We start from the raw sequence: 20,484 nt of genomic DNA, 5'->3' as shown, positions 1-20,484 counted from the left end.
GTTCCATTTTATATTAAGTTCATGAAAAAGATCATTGAAAGCAACTTAAATTGGTTTGTTCAAGAGGACAGGTCGACCGTTAGGCGACCTTAAAATTTGCGAATTTGCGGGAAAAGAACAAGAGACTGCCCTTTTTAGACAGCCTCTTTGATTTGATGTAACTCAAACTTTCAATCGTCGGGTAAAGCTCATGATTGCTGCCAGGACAACAAATAATCCCAAACTTCCAACCATCAAGGCGTAGGTTTCAAGATTTACGATGACATACAGGAAACCGTAAAGGATTGAAATCGCAATGAGAATGGTGAGCGCAAACTTCAGCGATCGAAGAACAGAATAAGCATACCAGCTTAATAAGGAGATAATTCCAATTCCCGCAGCTAAATAAGAACGTGCAAAACCGAATTGTTCCGAGAAGGAGAGTAGAATAATGTAAAATAAGATTAATGAGAGACCGATCATCAGGTAATGGATTGGATGAATACTCATTTTTCCGATTAATTCGATGAGGTAGAACACTGTAAAAGTCAAAAGAATGACCAGGATGGCGTATTTAACTGTTCGTTCATTGAGTTGATAATGATCGATTGCTTCCAGGAAATCCACCGATGCTTCAGCTGTTTTTCCGTATTGGTTGGAGTGGTCTATTCCTGTTTTGGGATTTTGAGCCATATTCATAATACTCCAGGAACTTGTGAAGCCGTTTTTAACTTCGAAAGAATCCGGATTTGGAAGAGAAGTACCGGAAAAGGATGGATTGTTCCAGTTTGAAGTCATTTTGTACGCACTTTTTTTGGCAAAACCATGGAGGATGATTTTCCCGGAACCATTTACGGTGTAGTTTGTATTGACATTGATTTGGGTGGTTGATTTGTCAATAGTGAATGGAGCGGTTGCGTAAAATAACTTTTCAGGACTGTTTTCAGCCATGGTTTGCTGTCCAATTTCCAATCCTAATCCGTTTACTTCTATTTTTTCCATATCGGAGATACGTGTTTCAGCTAGGGCGAGAAGACCAAATTGAGCCTTTGAAAGATCCAGGTTCGGATTGTTCAGGTTGGGAATGAATTCCGCCGAAGTATGATTGCGGGATTGAAATACAGGAAAATGATAAATGCCACGTTTTTTGATACTTGCATTGACATTGAGACTTGTTTTTTCGTTTTCCGGGAAAAAGAAGAGGTACTTTTTGTGCTTGCTGTTTTTGATTGGAATTCTTAGAACCAATCCTTTGTAGTTGAAATTACCGCCCCATTCGGAACGAATATCACTTTTGATAGCTAAGGCTCTGTTTTGTCGCTCATGAATAAGTGAGGTGACGTTGATCATCGGTATGAGCAGAACAATGGTTAAACCGGCAATCAGAGTTAATCGCCCGATCGAGGAATTCAGGAATTTCACGAACTCATTCGTTTCCTTGTTATTTGCTTCTTGGTTATTTTCCATGTTTTAATTTGTTTAAAAGAACTTTGAATTTCAAAGTAAATGAATAAAAAAATAGCTATTTGCTGGTTTTGATTAATTGCTCAAGCGCGGCCAAATGCTTGGCAAATGTCTGTTTTCCTAGTAATGTTGCTTCATAGGTCGTATTTGGTTTTTTTCCAATGAACTGTTTCTTGATGTCGATGTATTCGGAAAGCTCCAGGGCTTTTATGTGAGAGGCAAGGTTCCCATCGGTAACCTCCAATAGTTCTTTCAGTCGATTGAAGTCGACCGTGTCATTCACCATCAGAATAGACATGATTCCCAGTCTGATCCGATGGTCAAATGTTTTGTTGATATCTGAGATAATACTTGTCATTGCTTTTTATAATCGTATTTCAGATACATGTATGCACCATAGAATATGTGACAGATTCCGAAACCGAACATCCAAAAATACAAACCATAACCAATATACATGCTGTTTGCCAATCCGAGAATGATAAAGATGAATCCCAAATTTCGCAAGGTTTCATATGAATACCTACTGGCATTAACCAACGCTATCCCGTAAAACAATAAGGTGACAGGTGATACGAGTCCGATCGCACCTTTGGTTATTAATATGATGGCGAATAAACCTCCTGTAACCAAGGGAACCATGAAACTCATGATGAACAATTTCGATACCTGGTTCCAGATCACTTCTTGTCTTTTTCTTGCTTTTCGCACGGAGAATAGAATCCCGGTTACCAATGAAAGAACCATTACAAGCAGGGCAATACCTACCACGGTCAAAAATTCTACGGAATCATAGCTGATAGCAGAAGTAAGTCGCGCTCTCATCGAGTAAACAATACCTGCTCCAATTAAAGCGTAAGTGCCTGCAAGGATTCCGGACAAGCCTGACAAAGACAAAAACTTCGAAGATTTTTGCATCATCGATTGAATCTCCTGAAGTTGCGCTAAATATTTTTCACTTTCCATAAAAGAACTTTGAAATTCAAAGTAAAATAAAATAAATGGATTGGAGAAATAATTTTGTGTTTTTTTGGAATGAATAGTTTGAACAGCCTTTATTCTCTCATTTTTGGAGATTAAAAAAACATATCTTTGACCAAATCAAAATAATTAATAACTAAATCTTATGAAAATAATCTTACTTATTTTTGGAGCACTTCTATTAGTCCTCAATTCTTTTTCTCAAACATTCATTCCGCAAAATAGTGGTTTAACGAGCGTTTTTTCGGCAATTAACTTTGTGGATGATAATGTGGGAATGGCAGTTACCTATGGAGGTGAAATTGTCAAGACAACTAATGGAGGAACCAATTGGAATCAACAAAATTCGGGAGTTACTACCACTTTAAGAGACGTGCTGATGATTAATTCTACAACTGCATTAGCAATTGGATATAACGGTCTGATAATTAAAACTACTGATGGAGGAGCAACCTGGAGTTCAGTCAATTCAGGAACGACGTATAACCTTGACAACCTGTTTTTGAATGGATCTACCGTTTTTGTGGTTGGAAGTGGTGGTACCATATTGAAATCTGCGGATTCAGGTTCTACCTGGACATCTCTCAATTCAGGAACTAGTTTAGACCTGAAAAGTATTTACTTTTTGAATGCATCTACTGGTTATGTTGGAGGAAATTATAAAACGATTCTTAAAACAACCGATGGAGGTTCATCGTGGACCATTATGAATACGGATGTCGGAAATTCCATAATTTACCAGCTTGTGGGAATGTCTTTTTCAGATGCTAATACAGGATTTGCAGTAGGAGGGGATGCTCAGGGGAATCAAGGACTTATTCTGAAGACAACGGACGCTGGCGTTACCTGGACATCACAATATTTTGCGAATACTTATTTCGGATCAATTCAATTCTTGAATAATGCAACCGGATTTATTGCAGGCGGAAATATTACAAACAATACGAGTACCATTTTAAAAACAAACAATGGAGGAAATACCTGGGCGGTTCAACCAACTAGTTCCTCACGACAAGTAGGTGTTTCATTTCCAAGTTTTAATGCAGGCTACACTTGTGGGTTGGACGGAACCATCTTAAAGATTCGTGATATTAATTTAGGTGTTGCGGAGTATGCTTCAAATATGGACGTTAATGCATTTCCAAATCCAAATAAAGGGCGTTTTTCCTTATCTTTTGAAAATCACATCTTATCTGTAAATGCTGTAGCTGAGGTTTATAATGCAAGAGGAGAAATGATATTGAAACAGAACCCTTCCGAGGATTTTGATATTTCGAATTTTTCCAATGGAATTTACTTTGTTCGTTTAAAAGATGAAGATTTTATAGCGACTCAAAAAATTATCAAAGAATAAGATGTTCTGAAGTCAAACGTAAAGGGAAGTTGTTATTGCTTCCCTTTTTCATTGTCCTTACAATCACATCTTTTCTCCGGAACAGGATCATAGCCATGTCCGCCCCACGGATGACAGCGACTGATTCTGCGCGTTCCAAGCCACAACCCTTTGATTGGTCCATGAATTCTTAAAGCTTCAATCATGTATGCAGAACAAGTTGGATCATACCTGCACGAATTTGGAAGAATGGGACTGATCACCCATTGGTAAATCTTCACCGGGATGATTAATACGGAAATAAAAAACTGCTTGATGTATTTCATGATATTCTTCCGCACAAAGTTACGTAAGAATGGAACAACTATTTCAGTATTTTTACTCCATAACTATGGAAGAGATTCAAAAGAAGCGAAAGAAGAGCATTGCATTTCGACTGGGACATACCTATTTGAGTAAAAAAACCGCGGGCATTCAAAGCAATGAACGACATGGTTATACACTGAATGACCTTCAAAAAAAGCAATTAAAGAATCTGCAACTACGGATTTATTCAATCGCAGGGATCATTGGTGCTTGTGCTGTGATGGTTGTCATCTTCCCGTTTCATTTCACCAGTTTATTAGATGCACAACATTTCAATTTCTTCGGATACCAATTTGATTTTGAACTCTATTACACCATCTATGCGGTAGTGATGATCTTCCCTGAAATCTGGCTCTTGAATATGCTCAATATTTATGCGGTGAGACGAATCTGCGAGATCTACAAGTATCCATCAGTTTCCCAAAATGATTACCAGGATCAAGTTGCCTTACTTACTGAAGCCGGACTGGAGATGCCTGCGAAGCACATGCAGCTTTTAGAGATCAATCCTTATATCGGACTTACGAAGTTCTCGTATTATGCGCTTTTGATCGGGACAAAACTGAAGGCGACGCTTTCCAATGTATTGATGAAGTTTTTGGTAAGACGTTTACTCGGAAGATATGCTTTGCGAATTGTAACAGACTTGGTTGGGATTCCGATTTTTGCTTTTTGGAACGCATGGAGCAGCAGGAAAGTCATGAAGGAAACGAAAATGCGCATCGTATCAACTGCCGCTGCAAAGGATTTTATGGGTGAATTTTCAGAAGAGCAGCTTATTCTTGTTGAGGGGAGACTGAACAAATTGGTTCACTTCATTGCTCAGCAAAAGAGACAATACAATTTCGCTCTTTATTCTTTCATGAAGGAAATGCTGTTGATTCTTCCCGATTTGGATTTGAAATACGATCAGGAAGTGAAGATTGACGAGTTGTTTGGTTCTGACCCGCATGAAAATACAATCATTGCTCGATTGCTTGTTTTCGGGTTGATCGTTGATGGGACTCTTTCTGTTAAGGAACGATTGACTATCCGCAAGATCGCGAAGGAGTCTTGGTTTCCCGTTTCAATAGATGAGATAGAAGTGATTCTGAAAGGATATGTAAATGGAGAAGGATTGAAGCGATTTTGAGGTGAGTTTCGATGGCTATTTGGAAATGAACCGTTAAAATTTCACAGATGCATTGCATTTTTCACCACTTTTTCTTAATTTGCATCACCCAAAACCCACAATAACAATGAAACGCAAAACTCTCCTTGCAATACTTGCGTGTATTCCATTTATTGCTTCCTCTCAAAATTCCACTTGGGAAAAAGAAATGATTTCAGTTACGGAAGGAACTTCCGAACACATTATTATGGGGGCGGCAGGAATCGAATCCGCGCAATGGGATCAGCTTCAACATCCGAAATTCTGGCAACAGATCATGATACTTTCTCCGGATTCCGTTTTGGTGAATGTAGGATCTACGCGACAAATTATCGCTAAGATGTCGAACAAGGATTGGCATACGCAAACGGAAGCTGAAAAAACTGTTTTTAAAGATAGCGTCCGTACCTTATTAGGTTTGAATGCGGATGAACGAATCAACGTCACTACAGGCAAAAATGATTTTTACCGTTTCGACCTGGTTTTTGAAAGTTTACCTAAAGGAGTTTCGGCATTTGAGCAGTTTGGAGTGGATCCCTGGTATGCGCAATCCATTTTATTGATTGAAAGTCCGGGAAGGATGCAGAAATCATCTGTCGGAGCTTACGGACCTTTCCAACTAATGCCATCTGTGGCCCGATCTATGGGATTAACGGTGAATCGGTCGGTAGATGAACGAAAAGACTTTATGCGTTCTGCTTATGCTGCTTCCCAATTGCTAAAACGCATTTGCATTCCTTCTGCAAAAGGCATTGCAGAAAGTGCAGGTTTGGTGGTGGATGAACAAGCAATTTGGTTTCGTTTATTGACCATGCACGTATATCATGCCGGAGCATTGAATGTGAAAGCAGTCGTAAATGCAATCGGACAGGTTAGTTCGGGAGAAGAACTGATTCAAAAAATGTGGGTGACCAGTGCAGGAAGTTTCGGGAATTGCTCTCAGAACTATTCACAATTAGCATTGGCAGCACATATTCAATTGGCACAAATTATCTCCAACAAAGCCGCTTCTGTTTCTGTTTATCAGTGCAGACAAGCATTTATTGCAGATTGAACCATGAACCAATCCTTACCCGGAAAAGGATAAGGATTGATTGTTTTTTTTTTTAGAATTGGAAAATCAAACCCAAGGTTGGAGTAACGGTGGCTGATTGGTTTTTTAAAATTAAAGGGATTCCGTTCGAACCGTCTGATTTTAAAGGCTGACCATCAGTAGTGGCAAATGCACTGTTATCATCTGTTCGTTTGAAAGTGTAATAGGGTGTTCCTTGTTGTTTTGTTCCGAGAATATTCTGAATATCTATAAAAAAGACCAAACTGGTTGCTTTAAAGTTCCAGGTTTTGTCTACTCTCAAATCCAATTGACTGTAGATTTTTAGTCTTTCTGTGTTTACATTTGCATAATCCAACACCCCGTTTCCTGTTGTGGGATAAGCCAATTGAGAAGCCGTCAAGTTGAATGGGGTATATGGAACACCTCCCGCTAGACGATATTTTGCGCCGAGTTGCCAGTTTTTCTTGAATTTGTATCCCAATGTTCCTGAAAGTAAATGCTGATTGTCCCAAGCTGAAGGGATCAATAAGCCGTTGATGCCCGAGAATTTACTTCTTACATAGGTATAGCTTACAAAGTAAAATAGTTTTTTGACTAACTTTTGCTGAATGAAGATTTCAAATCCGTAGGTTTCTCCTTTTCCCGAACTTTGTACCCCTTCATTTCCTACAGCTCCATATTCTTGACCTTGATTTGCTAAAGAAATTCCGTTTGTCACTGAGACCGGGTAGTTTGAGTACCGTTTGTAAAAACCTTCCAAGGTGATCCGCAATGCATCATTTGGAAGAAATTGTCCGCCGAAAACGTAATGGGTTGATCGGATGTAATTGACGGATTGGTTTACCAGTTGATTGGTGTCATTGCGATAACCCAAAACGGTATAAGTAGGGATTTTGTAGTAAACTCCTGCACTTCCTGTCAATTCGAATTTCGGAGTGATCTTCAATGCAGCAGAAAGTCTTGGAGATAGCGTTGAAAGCGGATTTAGCCCATCGGTTGTGAATGTATTCATGTCGGAGCGAATTCCACCTGAAATTAATAATCGATCAGAGAAAAAATTACGTGAAAGTTGTGCAAATGCTCCGAATTTGAAAAAATCAATGGCGCTTTTGAAACGGATTTCCAGGGGAGGAGTTATTACATTACCTGCTGAATCGGAGCTTCCTTCATTGAGTTTGGAATAGATGTTTGTATTGTACTTGACATATTGTGCAGATATTCCGACGGAATATTTCCATCCATTGACGTATTTATTCAAGTCTGCACGGAACTTATTTTCAATTTCCTGAGATTGCAATCCGAAGTTGCGAAAAGCCTCATTGTCATATTGAGCATCCTTGAATTGATCCAATTGATTATTGAACATGTTTCGGCTAAGGGCAAAATTGAGGTATCCTTTTTTAATCAATCGTTTTAGAGTGATTCCGGTGGTATAATTCCATTGTTCGATGAATGGAAGTGAACGACGGAAATACTCGTTCTCCGGACTGGCTTTCCGGGTCGCTCCGAAGTTGAATTTATCAATAGCACCCAAACCAATAAATGTAAGGGTGGTCTTTTCATTCAGTTTGGTTGAAATTTTTAGCTGATAATCTTGATAACGTGGTCGGATGGGTAAATCAATTAATTTGAAAAGTAAGTCTAAGTAGGAGAATCTTCCGGCGACAAGGAAATCGGTTTTCTTTCCTATTGGACCCTCCAATGTAATGGCTGATTCTGTCAAGCTTGCTCTCACATTCCCTGAGAATTTTTGGTTATTTCCCTGTCTTTGTTTGATCACGAATGTGGAAGCTAATGCATTGTCATATCTTGCATCAAAAGCAGAAGAAGAAAGTTTTAATTCTTCAATAAAAGAAACGTTGATGATTCCTTGGGCTCCACCGGAACTTCCCTGGGTTTGGAAATGATTTAGGACGGGTATTTCAATTCCGTCTAAGTAATACACATTTTCATTCGGAGCACCTCCACGGATAATAATATCGTTTCGACCGGCTCCTCCGGTTGATCCTCCAACTCCGGGAAGTGATTGAACAACTTTAGAAACATCATAGTTTCCTCCCGGATTGCTTTTAATTTCTTCTGTTGTTAATCTCTGAACAGACAATGGGGTTACCATGTCTGTGGCATCCGCTCTGGTGGCATTTGAACTGGTAATAATGACTTCTTTTATCTCCGTTTCAACCTCTGCGGTTTCAAAGTTTACAATTTGTGCATTTCCGGAAGTTACGACGATATTATACTTGGTCAAACTTTCATACGTTGCCAAACTAAAAGTTACATTGTAAGTTCCTGTTGGAACTTCGAGTTGATAAGATCCATTTTCATCCGTTTTCACAGCAAAGTCGGTTCCTGCAACTTTTACAATTCCATCAATCAGGAGTTCTTGCGTGTTTTTATCACGAGCCACCCCCTGGATAATTCCTTTTGTTTGTGCATCTACTTTTGAATAAGCAAAGAAAAATAAAATGAGAAGTAACCGATTTAATTTCATGTGTTTTCGTATTAGTCGATACAAATTTAATACGAAATTGTAATATAAATCTGTTTTTTACAACATTTTTGTACAAGTTATTGTATTTTCGTACTACAGTAGTAAACAAATGGAGAGTACTTTAGTTCAATTAATCAAGCAGTATGAGGAATACAAACAATCAATAGCGAATGATTTGCAAGGAGATTCCTTAACTGGTTTTTTACTGTTCATGAACAAACGTTTGGGACAGACCGGAGATAACGGTATTGATTTTGGGATCTCAAGCTGGGAAAATTTTAACCGGCAGACACTGACTGAAATGGCAAGTGCATTTATCGGCAAAATGGGAAGATATGTGGATAATTATGCCCGAAAGGCGATGCCAAAAACCCAAGTTGCTTCCATTGAAGAATTCACTTATCTGATTGTAATGCTTCAAGAGCGAAGTATGACTAAAAGTGAATTGATTAATCACAACGCACATCAGATAACTACTGGTACGGAAATCATTAAGCGATTAATTGGTAAAGGTTATTTGGAGCAAACAGATGATTTGAGAGATAAACGAAGCGTTCGTGTTTCCATAACAGATAAAGGGCGCATTGCTGTTTATTCTACTGCTTCGACCACCAAATCACTTTCAACCATTGCGACAGGAATTTTGAGTGATGAAGAATTGCTATTCTTGGTTAATACTCTGCGTAAGCTAGATGATTTTCATAAAGAAATTTTTCAAGAATCAAAACACCTTGAATTGGATGAATTGGTTGAAAAGCATTTGAAAGATTAACTCCATTATTTTTTTACAAATAGAATGCTTAATGAATTGACGCAATGGCGTGTGTCTTTTGGGGTGAAGCGTTCTCCGTTAAAGACGTGTCCTAAGTGACCTTCGCAATTTGCACAAACAATTTCTACACGTCTTCCATCGGCATCAGGAATACGTTTGATACTTCCTGGAATTTCATCGTCGAAAGAAGGCCATCCGCATCCGGAATCAAATTTGTCTGAACTTTGATACAATGGGGCTTCGCAACGACGGCACACAAAAACACCTTCTTCATTCCATTTGTTGTATTGACCGGTGAAGGGATATTCGGTTCCTTTACGAACGATAATACGCTCTTCGTCAGGAGTCAATTGATTCCAATCTTTCTTTTCTTTCATCAGTTTAATTTGGCAGAACAAGATACGAAAAAAAAGAATGTGAATGGCACTTAATTGGAGTGAGCTGAAAATTTCAAAATTTCAGAATTCGCAAATTTGCTTGTTAGCGAAGATACGAACAGATTTTAGGTTAAAATACTGATTTTCAATAAATAATGTTTTTTAGTTTGAATAATAAAAAGCTGGAGTTTTAAGCGTTTTTCAGGAGCTTCCCAATAAAAAAGGCTGCCATTTACTGAGCAGCCTTTCCTAATAATAAAGCAATTCATTACGCTCCCATGGAATCAATTTTACCCATGATTTGTTTCGCGTAAAAATCAGTGACCTGTTTCAAAATATTGGTATTCTTATTTTTCGCAGCGATGACCATTTTGGAACCATCTCTGTTTACATTGATTGTAACGTACTGAAGGATTTCAACAACCTTTGCTTCGTCTTCCAGATCCAAACTGGCAACGTCCATTTTTTCGAATGCAATGAATAAGGAGAAGCTGTCTTCGCCAAAATTCTTAGCATAGGGAGGAAGGTTCAATTTTCCACCTGTTTCTTTTCCACTGGAAGCGAAAATGCCTTTTTTGTTCGACTGAACACGTAAATCTCCCATTACATAAGTATCTCCTTTCTTTTCTGCAAGAACAGAGAATTGCTGATCCAGTATTTGTTGCAGGATATCTCCTTTCGGACCAAGACCTAAGAAGCTGGTATACTCCAATTCCATTCCCATTGCTGATTTTGGATTCCCTTTTAAAACCACACCGGCCTGACCTGAGAATAATCTGGAGAAAGGGTTTTCTCCAAGAGCCAATAATGCAAATTTTGCTTCACCTGGAAAATCCTCCATCAAACGTTTTTGCGCAGTTGGTAAATAGTCGGTCAAGAAGCTTTCCCCTTTTCGTAAGTCCAGGTTCATTGCAACTCCCATCCATGGGTCACCACCACCAAGCTTACTGACTAATGTTGCGCCATTTTTATCCTTGAAGAACAACTCATCTTTCAAATCTTCGGAGAAGAGGTTAAAGGATTCGACTGTCGCCATTCCATTGGTGAAATTTGCAACCGTTTTGATGTAAGCATCTTCCACCAATTCGTCCAAATGATCTTTCTTTTCTGTCGATAATTTTGCTAGTTCGGTGTTTGAAGTATTTAATAAACGTGCAATGTCAACACCTGAAACGATATCTCCTTTTTGTTCGATGATTTCCTCTGCCTTATCTTCTGAAAGGTCACCTTCCGTCAGTTTGAATGCCTCTTTGATTTTTGCCTTACCGTCATACTCACCGGGCTTACTGATGATGATCAGGAGGTTGTTCCGAATACCGAAAGTCACATCATCTTCCTGATGGTATGAAATGTCACCATCCTTATCCAAGGAATATCCCATTTCACTGATGATGGATGAAAGACTATCTTGGTTCTTGACATTGATCAAGGCGTAAATGGTTTCCGGAGTACCATTTTTTGCAAATGGGGCTTCTAATGCGTAATAGATCGGTTTGTCAATTTCCAACCCTTTTTTCCAATTTCCCAAAACGCTTCCTAGGATCACATTCACTTTCGGGATACTCTTATAATCCGCATTGTTCAAAATATTCATGGCACTGATGTGACCGAAAGCAACAATTTTTTCATTACCTTCAATCAAAGCGGAAGTGGATTCAGCAGCATCCCGTTCTTTAGAATCAGAAGAGCATGAGCTAACGAATAAAATTCCACTCAAAGTGAAAATGGTGAGAATTAGCGATTTATTGTATTTTTTCATAGGTAAATTTTTGTTTCAAATTGACACTCAAATGTAGACTTTCTTTTTAATTTCGAAGTTCATTTTTACAATTTTTATTCCAAACTTAAAACGCTGATTCTGTGCATTTTATTGAGCCTTATTTTAATTGGAGACACTTGTACATCGCTTCTGAGGATTCACTTTCTCCATTTTACAATAGGGAATATAGCGAATTTGAATTTACAGACCGTATTTATAATTTCCTGATTCATCCACAATGGGACAATATTGGTTCCAGGACACTCTTTTCAAAAATCCTTTTTGTTGATTATGAGGAGGGATTTGCAATTATGGAATTCATAGGGGAGTGGAATGATGCCATTGAGAATGATATCATGACCCTTAAACGCAATGTGATTGAAGAAATTATGCTTCAGGGAATCAATAAGTTTATCCTGATAGGAGAAAACGTGTTGAATTTTCATTACTCAGACGATTGTTATTACGAGGAATGGTTTGATGATGTGGAAGATGGGTGGATTGCATTAATCAATTTTCACGATCATGTGATCAGCGAGTTTGAGAAAGCACGTGTAGATCATTACTTTGTGATGGGAGGAGATTTGGAAGACATTGAATGGAGAACTGCCACGCCTGCTCAGTTTTATGAACGGGTAGAGGAGTTGGTTCAGAGAAGAATAGGATAAAAATAGTTAGGGACGCGATGCTTCGCGTCCCCACATTTTTATCCGGATTAAAAAGTATACAGCTTTTTATTACTTCGAAATGAAAACCCGTTTCATGGTCATATTGTTATCTACAGAAACGTTGACTAGGTAAACACCGCTGTTTAATTCTCTGTCCAATCGAACAGAAAAGGCACTTTCACCGGAACTTACCGTTCCCATATTTTCGGTAAAAACGGATTTTCCGGACAGATCCACTACATTGACAAATACTGATCCGTCAACTTTACTGTCCAGCTGAATGTTTAATGAATTTGTGCTGGCTTGGTATCCGATACGTGTTTCAACTTTGCTTGCTTCTTCTTCAATACCCGCTTGGCTTCCAAACAGATGCTGAGAAGTACGGATAACATCTCCTGTATCATCACTGTTGCTATTTGTCTGGTTGGTTGCCAGGTAAAAAGTAACTGTTCCGACATTCGTAGCCGGAGAAGTCCAGTTGAATGACCAACTAGTCAGACTGGTGCCGGCAAGTTTATGAGTTACACGTGTTTTTCCTCCTGAAACAATTGTTTTAGTATGTGTCCCATCTGTAATTGCAAATGTACCCGCCATGGTATTACTTGGGTTTAGAGCGACAATCTCAAATCCGTTTTTGGCGTTGTTCGTCGACATGCTTACAGTAACCTGGTAGGTTGTACTTGGCAAATATTCCGTGACAGGATTTCCACCGGAGGTCAAGGTAACAAGATTGAATCCTGAACCGCTTTGGACTGTTCCTGAATGGCACTGCGTACAAGTTGCGTCTCCGGGAGCTCCGGTTCTTCCGCCAGGACTTCCAGCCTGATTCAATAAATGAAAATTGGTACTGAAATTTTTAACTGTCTGAATGGATTCTTTTCCTGAAAAACTTACTAGAAGCCCTGCTGATGCTAACAGTCCGATAAATAGGTAATTTTTGTTCATGATCTAATAAATTTGTTTTTATATAGTAGATGATTCATTCTGTATAATTGATTGTTACGAAGCTAGTTATCAGGAAGCTGTTTCTTGTTATGAAATTGCAGTGATAAATTATGAATTTCCAATCCTGATAGTTATTGGTGTGCGTGTTTGTCATTCACTTTTCAATTCAGATTGTAATTCGGATGGGGTTTTTCCTGTAGCCGTTTTAATGAAAGCACTGAAATTGGCCGTTGAGTCGAAGTTCATTTCATAGGAGATTTCTTTGAGGGACAAATTACCCAAAACCATGAGTCGTTTGATTTCAAGTAATAATTCTTCGTGAATAAGTCTCAGCGGAGTGATGCCGAAAGCATCCTTACACAAGGAGGTTAATCGGTCCGGGCTTAGATTCATCATTTCCGAGTAATCTGCGACTTTCTTTTTGGCTCTCACGTGCTGGCTTACAAGTTGCAGGAACTTACCGGCAAAATTGCTTGCGGTCTGATGGGGATTTTTATTCGAAAACTCAATGATTGAAATGAGGATAATTTGAAGATAACTGTACGATTTATGAATGGATAATGGAGAGAGGTTCTCGTTATTGCTCAAAGCAAAAATACTTTGGGCTAAAGCATATAGATGCTTGAAATCGGCAGGTGTCACTGCAATTTCAGATTCTTGTGAATACAGGTAATGATGCTGTATCGGGAAAATATGCTCAAAAATTTCCTTTTTGAATTGAATGATCAATCCATTGGCGCTTTCTCGTTTTAACAAGTGGATCTGTCCCGGATATACGACGTAAATATGGTCGGGTTTCAGTTCACTTCCGGTAAAATCGATCAGTTGATGTCCATTGCCACTTTCTACCAGAATAATCTCAAAATAATCGTGCCGATGGGGAGTGTGAAAATTGTAAGGATTGTCGTAATCCAAAGGCTCAATAATGAGAAATTTATTCGGATGAGGCAATGATACGATATTCATGGGAAAAACTGAGCAAGCAAAGATTAGTAATCCATTGGTCTACTTCGAAATAAAAATCCGTTTCAGGGTCATGTTATTGTCTACGGAAACGTTGACCATGTAAATACCGCTGTTTAATTCTTTATCCAATCGAACCGAAAATGCACTTTCACCTGAACTTACTGTTCCCAGATCTTCCGTAAAAACGGATTTTCCGGACAGATCCACGACATTGACAAATACAGATCCGTCCACTTTGCTGTCCAGCTGAATGTTCAACGAGTTTGTGCTTGCCTGATATCCGATACTGGTTTCAATTTTATTTGCAGCTTCCTGAATTCCGGCCTGCGATCCGAATGGATGCTGTGATGTGCGAATAACATCTCCGGTGGAACCTGCATTGGAATTTGTTTCGTTCGTTGCCAGATAAAAAGTGACTGTTCCTACATTCGTTGCTGGAGAAGTCCAGTTGAATGACCAACTAGTCAAGCTGGTTCCTGCAAGTTTATGAGTTACACGCGTCTTTCCCAAACTGGTAATTGTTTTGGTATGAGTTGCATCTGTAATTGCAAGCGTACCCGCCATGGTATTATTGGGGTTTAATGGGACGATCTCGAATCCGTTTTTTACATTGTTAGTCGACATAGTTACAGTTACCTGGTAGGTTGTGCTCGGCAAATATTCCGTCACAGGACTTCCACCTGAGGTCAGGGTCACAAGATTGAATCCGGAACCACTTTGTACGGATCCGGAATGACATTGTGTACAAGTTGCGTCTCCGGGAGCTCCGGTTTTTCCACCAGGGCTACCAGCCTGATTCAATAAATGAAAATTGGCACTGAAATTTTTAACTGTCTGAATGGATTCTTTCCCTGAAAAACTTAATAAAAGAGTTGATCCTAGCAGCAATCCAAAGTAAATGTAATTTTTGTGCATGACCGTTTTAGTTATTCATTTTTCCCTGTTGCATCCAGCATTGAAATTGTTGAATGAGTGAATCTGCAAGTGCAGGGCCACCTTCCGGCATTAATTGAGGAGTTCCACGCAAGGTATTGATTATTGCATCTGCATTCTCTGAAATTTCGGTGTAATTGGATAACACAGGCGTTGTTCCAGCTCCGGCTCCGTGACAACTTGAACAGTTTTCTTCAATCATCGGGGCAATTTGCTGACTGAACGAAATGGTGCTCGTACAAACAATCTGAGGCAGGGGAGCAGGGGCCTTTGCCTTTGAACAGCCGCTTGGCAGAAACAATGCAATTACCGTAAAGCTGCTCATAACGAAGAAAAGGGAAGTTGTTTTTTTCATCGACTATTTAATAAATAAAGGTTTAAAACTCATCCAGGAAAGTGCAGGAATAAATACAAAAGGAATCATGTATCCTTTGAAATAGTCAATCATAGCCATGGTATCTTCATTCTTAAATTCAGGGTCATCCATCAGGAATACATAGAAAACCAGTGAAACGGAAAATCCTGAAAGAATGAAATTGCAAATGAAAGCTGCCAATGACCTGTTTTTTAAAAGCGCATAGATTGCAGTTCCAATAATGCTGATTCCTAAAGTGATCATCAGGGAAAAGCATAACAAGTGCCAAAATCCGGTAACTTCTGTGAAGTCAGCTATCATACTCTTATAAACCGATGAATAAATCCATGCGACGAGCGATGCAAAGACTCCGGCAACAGCACCCAAGAAGAAAAAACGTTTAAACATGGAAATTCTATTTTTCTGATACAGGAATCGAATACGAAATATTCATCAAATCCGGAACAGCATCGCTTTTGTGTCCAACACCATAATCAATTCGATTCACAGTAAACTTACCAGTGAAAGTCAGATCGTTCCCTGATTTTGTAACAGTAGCAGGGATTTTTTTCTCTTTGGTAACCCCTTTCATTGTCAGTTTACCGGTAATGGAATATCCATCTCCGGATTTTTCGACTTTCGAAGAAACAAATTTGATGGTTGGGTATTTGGTTCCCTCAAACCACTCGGATGTCTGTGCTTTCTTGTTTTGCATGGAGTTTCCGGTGTTGATGGAATTCACATCAATGGAAATATCGAACTTGGCTTTGTCCAGATCACTTTCATCAAAAGTGATGGTTCCTTTGGCTTTTTTGAATTCACCGGAAGGGTCCTTGCTTTTAAATGAGATCGTAAATCCTTCTTTGAAGGTATAGTCCTTTGTTGCTGTAAGCGTTACAAATGCAGAGCCTGCAAAGATGCAAATGGCTAAAGCTGGATAAAGTAATTTTTTCATAATTAGTTGTTTTTATGTAAATGTTCAAAATGGATTTTCATTTTAAAGTCGCACTTTTCAGTTGAATCCTTTGAACTTTTTGCTATTGTCCGAACTCGAACTTACGTCCGATGCAAAAACCAATCCTAAATTGACCTTTCAACCAATTTTCATAGGTGTTGGTAATAAATTGTGTTTCTCCAAAACCGCGTGAGTTGGTTAAGTAAATGGTGAAATTGTGTCCGAATGTCAACCATTCCACGGCGAACCCAAGACTGTTGAAATTCGTTTTACGCATTCCTTTATCTTGAAAAACCTGATAATATTCCACCATGATTCCCAAACGCTGAGTAATCGACCACCGCATAGCTCCGCCTAAGGCAAAAAGGGTGTTTTGATCATCCGCAGCAACGTAATTGCGGTGAACAACAGTAGGCATTATTGCTAAGCTAACCAAGTCACCAAACTTACGAGCGATATTTAATGATGCGGAATAGGAAAAGCGGTATTCCTGTTTCGGGAAATGTGCAACAGCGTAAATATCAGGAAGGGCTTTCATGTAAGTATAAAACATGCTTCCGGTGACAGCTAACGAAATAGGCATTCCTTTTTTTCTCTGTTGAAGGAACCGGTACTTAGCAAAGCCATCAATCAGTGATCGGTAAGGGGTTCCGCTTCCTTTACTTCTTCCTACACCAACCATGATGTTATTTGTGATGCCATATTCAAATCCCAATCGGATATCACTTGAATTATCTAGTCCAAACCAATTTTGAACTCCTCCATTGGATCCAGCCAAATCACCAAAACGATGCTCTACACGGAATTCCAATACACCTTTTCGCAGACATTCCACAGAGTGACCGCTTACAATTCGGGTGGATTGAAACGTCTGTTCCACCAGATTTGTATCGACAGTACTTTCAGTTTCTTCTTCATCTTGCGCGATTGAATAATGCGTAAAACAGCATACTGCGCCTATAAATAATAGCTTTTGAATCATTTTGGTTCGTTTCATTTTGTTGCCAAGATAATATTTACCTAGATAAATAACTATGTTTCTAATGCTTAATTCTAGTGAAGGTTGGAATGCTTTCTGAAAATCAATCTACTTTATTGATAGGAAACTGGGGGTATAATAGGAATCCTAAAATACACCAAATCTGTATACAATAGTTCGGTTTATTCACTAACTTTGTAGTATTGAAATAGATATAGTGTTGAACTACTTCTTAACTTGCGTATTTGTGTTGCTTTTTTTGAATGCACATTCAAAAGAAAAGCTTGTAACTCTAGAATGGAAATTCAATGGGATAGAGGCAGGGTATGACCATTTGAATAGAAGCAAGATTTATATCGATGGAAAAGAACTCCCTATTTCGAAGTCTTATCATCAAAGTGAATGGGGAAGTTATCAATTGTCCCTTACGAAATCACCTCATACGATTAAATTGGTTAACGAAGCGTTTTACGAAGGTCGATGGAGAGAACACACCTTTGAGAATGAATTTAGCATAGATGCGGTTTGCGAGTTTCAACTGAATGGGAAAGGGATTTCAAAAGTCCAAATTGTATTTGACCTGAATAGTAAACCGACTTCAATTACCCGGTTTGATAAGAAAGGATTGGAAATAAAACCAAAGCCGATTGTTTTTAAGGGAAAACATTTGCCCTTGGTAATTGATTGGCGATTTATCAATATTGAACCCGGGTTTGATCATTTATCGCGCTTTTGTGTGTATGTCGGCGATGTGAAACTGTTTACTTCAACTGAATTTTTGGAAAGTGCAGGAGGTTCGTTTAAGGTGATGATCCCGAAAGGAGAGCATCAGATCCGGATAGTGAGCGAATGCCTGAGGAATTCAATCTGGCAGGAACATACGATCCTCAATGATTTTTCGGTGGATGTTGTTCTGGAACAAAACATGGTGGTGTCAAAAGCCCAAAAATTGAAATGGGTAATAGATCTGAATAATGAATCGACTGTGGTGCATTGGACGAGTAAATAACCTGAAATAGAATTAAATCAAGAGACAAAGAAAAAGGCTTCCAAATGTGGAAGCCTTTTATATTATTTAAGATAATTTTTTACTAAAGTCTCTGATCGAAGGATTTACCCATTCCAGACTCCCATTGAATTGAATTTCTCAATGCGTTCCTCGACACGTTGTTCCGGACTTTTAGGATCCAATTCTTTCAGGTATTCAATGATTTTTCCTTTTACATTTTGGAAGCTTGCTTCCTGATCTCTGTGAGCCCCTGCAAGTGGTTCGCTGATCACATCATCTACCAATTTCAGACGTTTCATATCTGTACTTGTCAGTTTCAATGCTTCAGCAGCTTTCTCTTTAAAGTCCCATGATCTCCACAAGATTGAAGAGCAAGATTCCGGAGAAATTACAGAGTACCAGGTATTTTCAAGCATCACGACCTTGTCTCCGACACCTATTCCCAAAGCTCCACCCGATGCACCTTCACCAATGATGATACAAATTACCGGAACTTTTAATTGCATCATTTCATAAATGTTACGTGCAATTGCTTCTCCTTGACCTCTTTCTTCCGCTTCAAGTCCCGGAAATGCTCCCGGAGTGTCGATAAATGTTACGATCGGTTTGTTGAACTTTTCAGCCAACTTCATCAAACGTAAAGCCTTGCGGTATCCTTCCGGATTCGGCATCCCGAAGTTACGATACTGACGCATTTTGGTATTGATTCCTTTTTGCTGACCGATGAACATTACTGTTCTTCCATCCAATAATCCGAAACCACCTATCATCGCTTTATCATCTTTTACAGTTCGGTCACCGTGTAATTCCTGAAAAGAAAAATCAGAGATTGCATTGATATAAGCTAATGTGTATGGTCTATCAGGATGACGGGATAATTGAACGCGTTGCCATGGGGTCAACTTGCCGAATATTTCCTGTGTTTTTTTAGTGAGATTCTCTTCTAAAACACGAATCTTGTCAGACATATCAACACCAGTGCTGTTTCCGATCTCTCGCGTTTGTTCAATTTGTTCTTCTAAAGCCTTCAATGGCTCTTCAAAATCTAAATACGTGGACATAATTGCTATATTGCTATTTTGAGGGGCGAAATTTACGAAAATAGTTCGCATCTATTAATTTTACGACATGATTAATTTTCCAACATGCAAAATAAACCTGGGTTTGCATATCTTGAAACGACGAGATGATGGCTACCATGACATTGAGACGGCACTATTGGAACTTCCGTTTAATGACATACTTGAGCTTGTTGAAAGCAAAGAATCCGGATTTACGACTTCAGGTCTTGAAATTCCTGGTTCGGGTAATCTGATTTTAGATGCGCTTGCTGAGTTTAAAAAGCACAAACCGATTCCACCGCTTTCTTTTCATTTGCATAAACTTATTCCGATGGGAGGAGGTTTGGGAGGAGGTTCTTCCGATGCTGCATTCGCTTTGAAATTGCTAAGAGATCATTATGCTCCTGAAATAGGAAATGCACAATTGATCGAAATGGCTTCAAAAATCGGTTCTGATTGCGCTTTTTTTATCGAGGGTGGATTGCAGTTTGCAACCGGAAGGGGAGAAGTCCTGACTCCTTTGAGCATCGATTTGAAAAATAAGTTTGTGGTTTTGGTGAACCTTGGAATCCATGTTTCAACAAAAGAGGCATATGAAGGGATTGCTCCAAATAGCAACCGGGTTTCACTGAAAACGGTTTTAGAGAAACCGATACATAACTGGAAAGATGAATTGGTAAATGACTTCGAACAATCTGTTTTCGCTAAGTATCCGGAGTTGGCTCTAATCAAAGATGAATTATATGCCCATGGAGCAGTTTATGCTGCAATGACCGGTTCCGGATCTACGCTGTTTGGAATTTTTGAGTCGGAAATCCAATCGATTCAATGGTCGCGGAAAGTACAATATGAAACCTATTTGAAACTCTAGTTTTACCCTTTGTAAA

The 20,484-nt window shown here is 39.0% G+C and carries 22 protein-coding genes; 7 read left to right on the top strand and 15 right to left on the bottom strand.

The genetic code is table 11. From position 1 onward, the window contains the following. Positions 1-162: 162 nt before the first annotated feature. From creD to AAG807_RS08800, 3 genes are read right to left on the bottom strand one after another with little or no spacing between them, the layout of a single operon-like run. Entirely contained in the window at positions 163-1,446 is a 1,284-nt protein-coding gene (gene creD / locus AAG807_RS08810) for a cell envelope integrity protein CreD (protein WP_341902525.1), read from the bottom strand. A 55-nt stretch (positions 1,447-1,501) separates the two neighbouring features. Further along, on the bottom strand, positions 1,502-1,801 hold the full coding sequence (locus AAG807_RS08805) for a transcriptional regulator (RefSeq protein WP_341902524.1): 300 nt from the start codon (positions 1,799-1,801) through the stop codon (positions 1,502-1,504). Beyond that, on the bottom strand, positions 1,798-2,409 hold the full coding sequence (locus AAG807_RS08800; RefSeq protein WP_341902522.1) for a hypothetical protein: 612 nt from the start codon (positions 2,407-2,409) through the stop codon (positions 1,798-1,800). Before AAG807_RS08800 ends, AAG807_RS08805 begins: the two co-directional genes overlap by 4 nt. Positions 2,410-2,569: 160 nt before the next feature. On the opposite strand from AAG807_RS08800, the gene AAG807_RS08795 reads away from it, so the two are divergent. Further along, positions 2,570-3,778, top strand: coding sequence for a YCF48-related protein (locus AAG807_RS08795; RefSeq protein ID WP_341902519.1), 1,209 nt, complete (start codon positions 2,570-2,572; stop codon positions 3,776-3,778). Positions 3,779-3,810: 32 nt separating this feature from the next. On the opposite strand, the gene yidD is transcribed toward AAG807_RS08795, so the two are convergent. Continuing rightward, the gene (yidD, locus tag AAG807_RS08790; RefSeq protein WP_341902516.1) at positions 3,811-4,083 is read right to left on the bottom strand and encodes a membrane protein insertion efficiency factor YidD; all 273 of its coding nucleotides are present in this window, start codon (positions 4,081-4,083) and stop codon (positions 3,811-3,813) included. A 29-nt stretch (positions 4,084-4,112) separates the two neighbouring features. Here yidD and AAG807_RS08785 point away from each other — a divergent pair, with 29 nt between their 5' ends. Both AAG807_RS08785 and AAG807_RS08780 read left to right on the top strand, forming a co-directional pair. After that, positions 4,113-5,255 (top strand): hypothetical protein, encoded by a 1,143-nt coding sequence (locus AAG807_RS08785; protein WP_341902514.1) that lies wholly within the window; start codon positions 4,113-4,115, stop codon positions 5,253-5,255. Between the two features lie 106 nt (positions 5,256-5,361). Next, positions 5,362-6,327: a transglycosylase SLT domain-containing protein gene (locus tag AAG807_RS08780; protein ID WP_341902511.1), complete on the top strand. Its 966-nt coding sequence runs from the start codon at positions 5,362-5,364 to the stop codon at positions 6,325-6,327. Between the two features lie 52 nt (positions 6,328-6,379). On the opposite strand, the gene AAG807_RS08775 is transcribed toward AAG807_RS08780, so the two are convergent. Continuing rightward, the gene (locus AAG807_RS08775; protein ID WP_341902508.1) at positions 6,380-8,818 is read right to left on the bottom strand and encodes a TonB-dependent receptor; all 2,439 of its coding nucleotides are present in this window, start codon (positions 8,816-8,818) and stop codon (positions 6,380-6,382) included. A 109-nt stretch (positions 8,819-8,927) separates the two neighbouring features. On the opposite strand from AAG807_RS08775, the gene AAG807_RS08770 reads away from it, so the two are divergent. Beyond that, positions 8,928-9,590 carry a winged helix DNA-binding protein gene (locus tag AAG807_RS08770; RefSeq protein ID WP_341902506.1) on the top strand — a complete coding sequence of 221 codons (663 nt, stop codon included), beginning with the start codon at positions 8,928-8,930 and terminating at the stop codon, positions 9,588-9,590. A 5-nt stretch (positions 9,591-9,595) separates the two neighbouring features. Here AAG807_RS08770 and AAG807_RS08765 read toward each other — a convergent pair whose 3' ends face one another. Both AAG807_RS08765 and AAG807_RS08760 read right to left on the bottom strand, forming a co-directional pair. Then, the gene (locus tag AAG807_RS08765) at positions 9,596-9,967 is read right to left on the bottom strand and encodes a methionine-R-sulfoxide reductase (RefSeq protein ID WP_341902503.1); all 372 of its coding nucleotides are present in this window, start codon (positions 9,965-9,967) and stop codon (positions 9,596-9,598) included. A 268-nt stretch (positions 9,968-10,235) separates the two neighbouring features. Further along, positions 10,236-11,726 carry a hypothetical protein gene (locus AAG807_RS08760; RefSeq protein ID WP_341902501.1) on the bottom strand — a complete coding sequence of 497 codons (1,491 nt, stop codon included), beginning with the start codon at positions 11,724-11,726 and terminating at the stop codon, positions 10,236-10,238. A gap of 101 nt (positions 11,727-11,827) precedes the next feature. Here AAG807_RS08760 and AAG807_RS08755 point away from each other — a divergent pair, with 101 nt between their 5' ends. Further along, the gene (locus AAG807_RS08755) at positions 11,828-12,394 is read left to right on the top strand and encodes a hypothetical protein (RefSeq protein ID WP_341902498.1); all 567 of its coding nucleotides are present in this window, start codon (positions 11,828-11,830) and stop codon (positions 12,392-12,394) included. Positions 12,395-12,463: 69 nt separating this feature from the next. On the opposite strand, the gene AAG807_RS08750 is transcribed toward AAG807_RS08755, so the two are convergent. The 7 genes from AAG807_RS08750 to AAG807_RS08720 all read right to left on the bottom strand — a co-directional run bounded on the left by AAG807_RS08750 (position 12,464) and on the right by AAG807_RS08720 (position 17,530). Further along, positions 12,464-13,339: a choice-of-anchor V domain-containing protein gene (locus AAG807_RS08750; RefSeq protein WP_341902496.1), complete on the bottom strand. Its 876-nt coding sequence runs from the start codon at positions 13,337-13,339 to the stop codon at positions 12,464-12,466. Between the two features lie 150 nt (positions 13,340-13,489). After that, positions 13,490-14,305, bottom strand: coding sequence for an AraC family transcriptional regulator (locus AAG807_RS08745; RefSeq protein WP_341902493.1), 816 nt, complete (start codon positions 14,303-14,305; stop codon positions 13,490-13,492). A 39-nt stretch (positions 14,306-14,344) separates the two neighbouring features. Further along, complete coding sequence (locus AAG807_RS08740; RefSeq protein WP_341902491.1) at positions 14,345-15,220, bottom strand: choice-of-anchor V domain-containing protein; 876 nt, start codon at positions 15,218-15,220, stop codon at positions 14,345-14,347. Between the two features lie 7 nt (positions 15,221-15,227). Further along, positions 15,228-15,593, bottom strand: coding sequence for a cytochrome c (locus AAG807_RS08735; RefSeq protein WP_341902488.1), 366 nt, complete (start codon positions 15,591-15,593; stop codon positions 15,228-15,230). A gap of 3 nt (positions 15,594-15,596) precedes the next feature. After that, positions 15,597-16,001: a hypothetical protein gene (locus AAG807_RS08730; protein WP_341902485.1), complete on the bottom strand. Its 405-nt coding sequence runs from the start codon at positions 15,999-16,001 to the stop codon at positions 15,597-15,599. Positions 16,002-16,008: 7 nt separating this feature from the next. Further along, a complete protein-coding gene (locus AAG807_RS08725; protein WP_341902484.1) occupies positions 16,009-16,548 on the bottom strand; it encodes a YceI family protein in 540 nt (179 codons plus the stop codon). An 82-nt stretch (positions 16,549-16,630) separates the two neighbouring features. Beyond that, entirely contained in the window at positions 16,631-17,530 is a 900-nt protein-coding gene (locus AAG807_RS08720) for a DUF5777 family beta-barrel protein (protein ID WP_341902481.1), read from the bottom strand. A 244-nt stretch (positions 17,531-17,774) separates the two neighbouring features. Here AAG807_RS08720 and AAG807_RS08715 point away from each other — a divergent pair, with 244 nt between their 5' ends. Further along, positions 17,775-18,536 carry a hypothetical protein gene (locus AAG807_RS08715; protein ID WP_341902479.1) on the top strand — a complete coding sequence of 254 codons (762 nt, stop codon included), beginning with the start codon at positions 17,775-17,777 and terminating at the stop codon, positions 18,534-18,536. A 104-nt stretch (positions 18,537-18,640) separates the two neighbouring features. Here the strand turns inward: AAG807_RS08715 and AAG807_RS08710 are convergent, their stop codons facing one another. After that, on the bottom strand, positions 18,641-19,597 hold the full coding sequence (locus AAG807_RS08710; protein ID WP_341902477.1) for an acetyl-CoA carboxylase carboxyltransferase subunit alpha: 957 nt from the start codon (positions 19,595-19,597) through the stop codon (positions 18,641-18,643). A 67-nt stretch (positions 19,598-19,664) separates the two neighbouring features. Between AAG807_RS08710 and ispE the strand changes: the two genes are divergently transcribed. Beyond that, positions 19,665-20,468, top strand: coding sequence for a 4-(cytidine 5'-diphospho)-2-C-methyl-D-erythritol kinase (ispE, locus tag AAG807_RS08705; RefSeq protein WP_341902474.1), 804 nt, complete (start codon positions 19,665-19,667; stop codon positions 20,466-20,468). Positions 20,469-20,484: the final 16 nt, after the last annotated feature.

Origin of the sequence: Fluviicola taffensis DSM 16823 (assembly GCF_943372375.1) — a bacterium.
Taxonomy (GTDB): domain Bacteria; phylum Bacteroidota; class Bacteroidia; order Flavobacteriales_D; family Crocinitomicaceae; genus Fluviicola; species Fluviicola taffensis_A.
The sequence above is the reverse complement of the archived record's forward strand: the minus strand, read 5'-3'. Positions and strand labels throughout refer to the sequence as shown.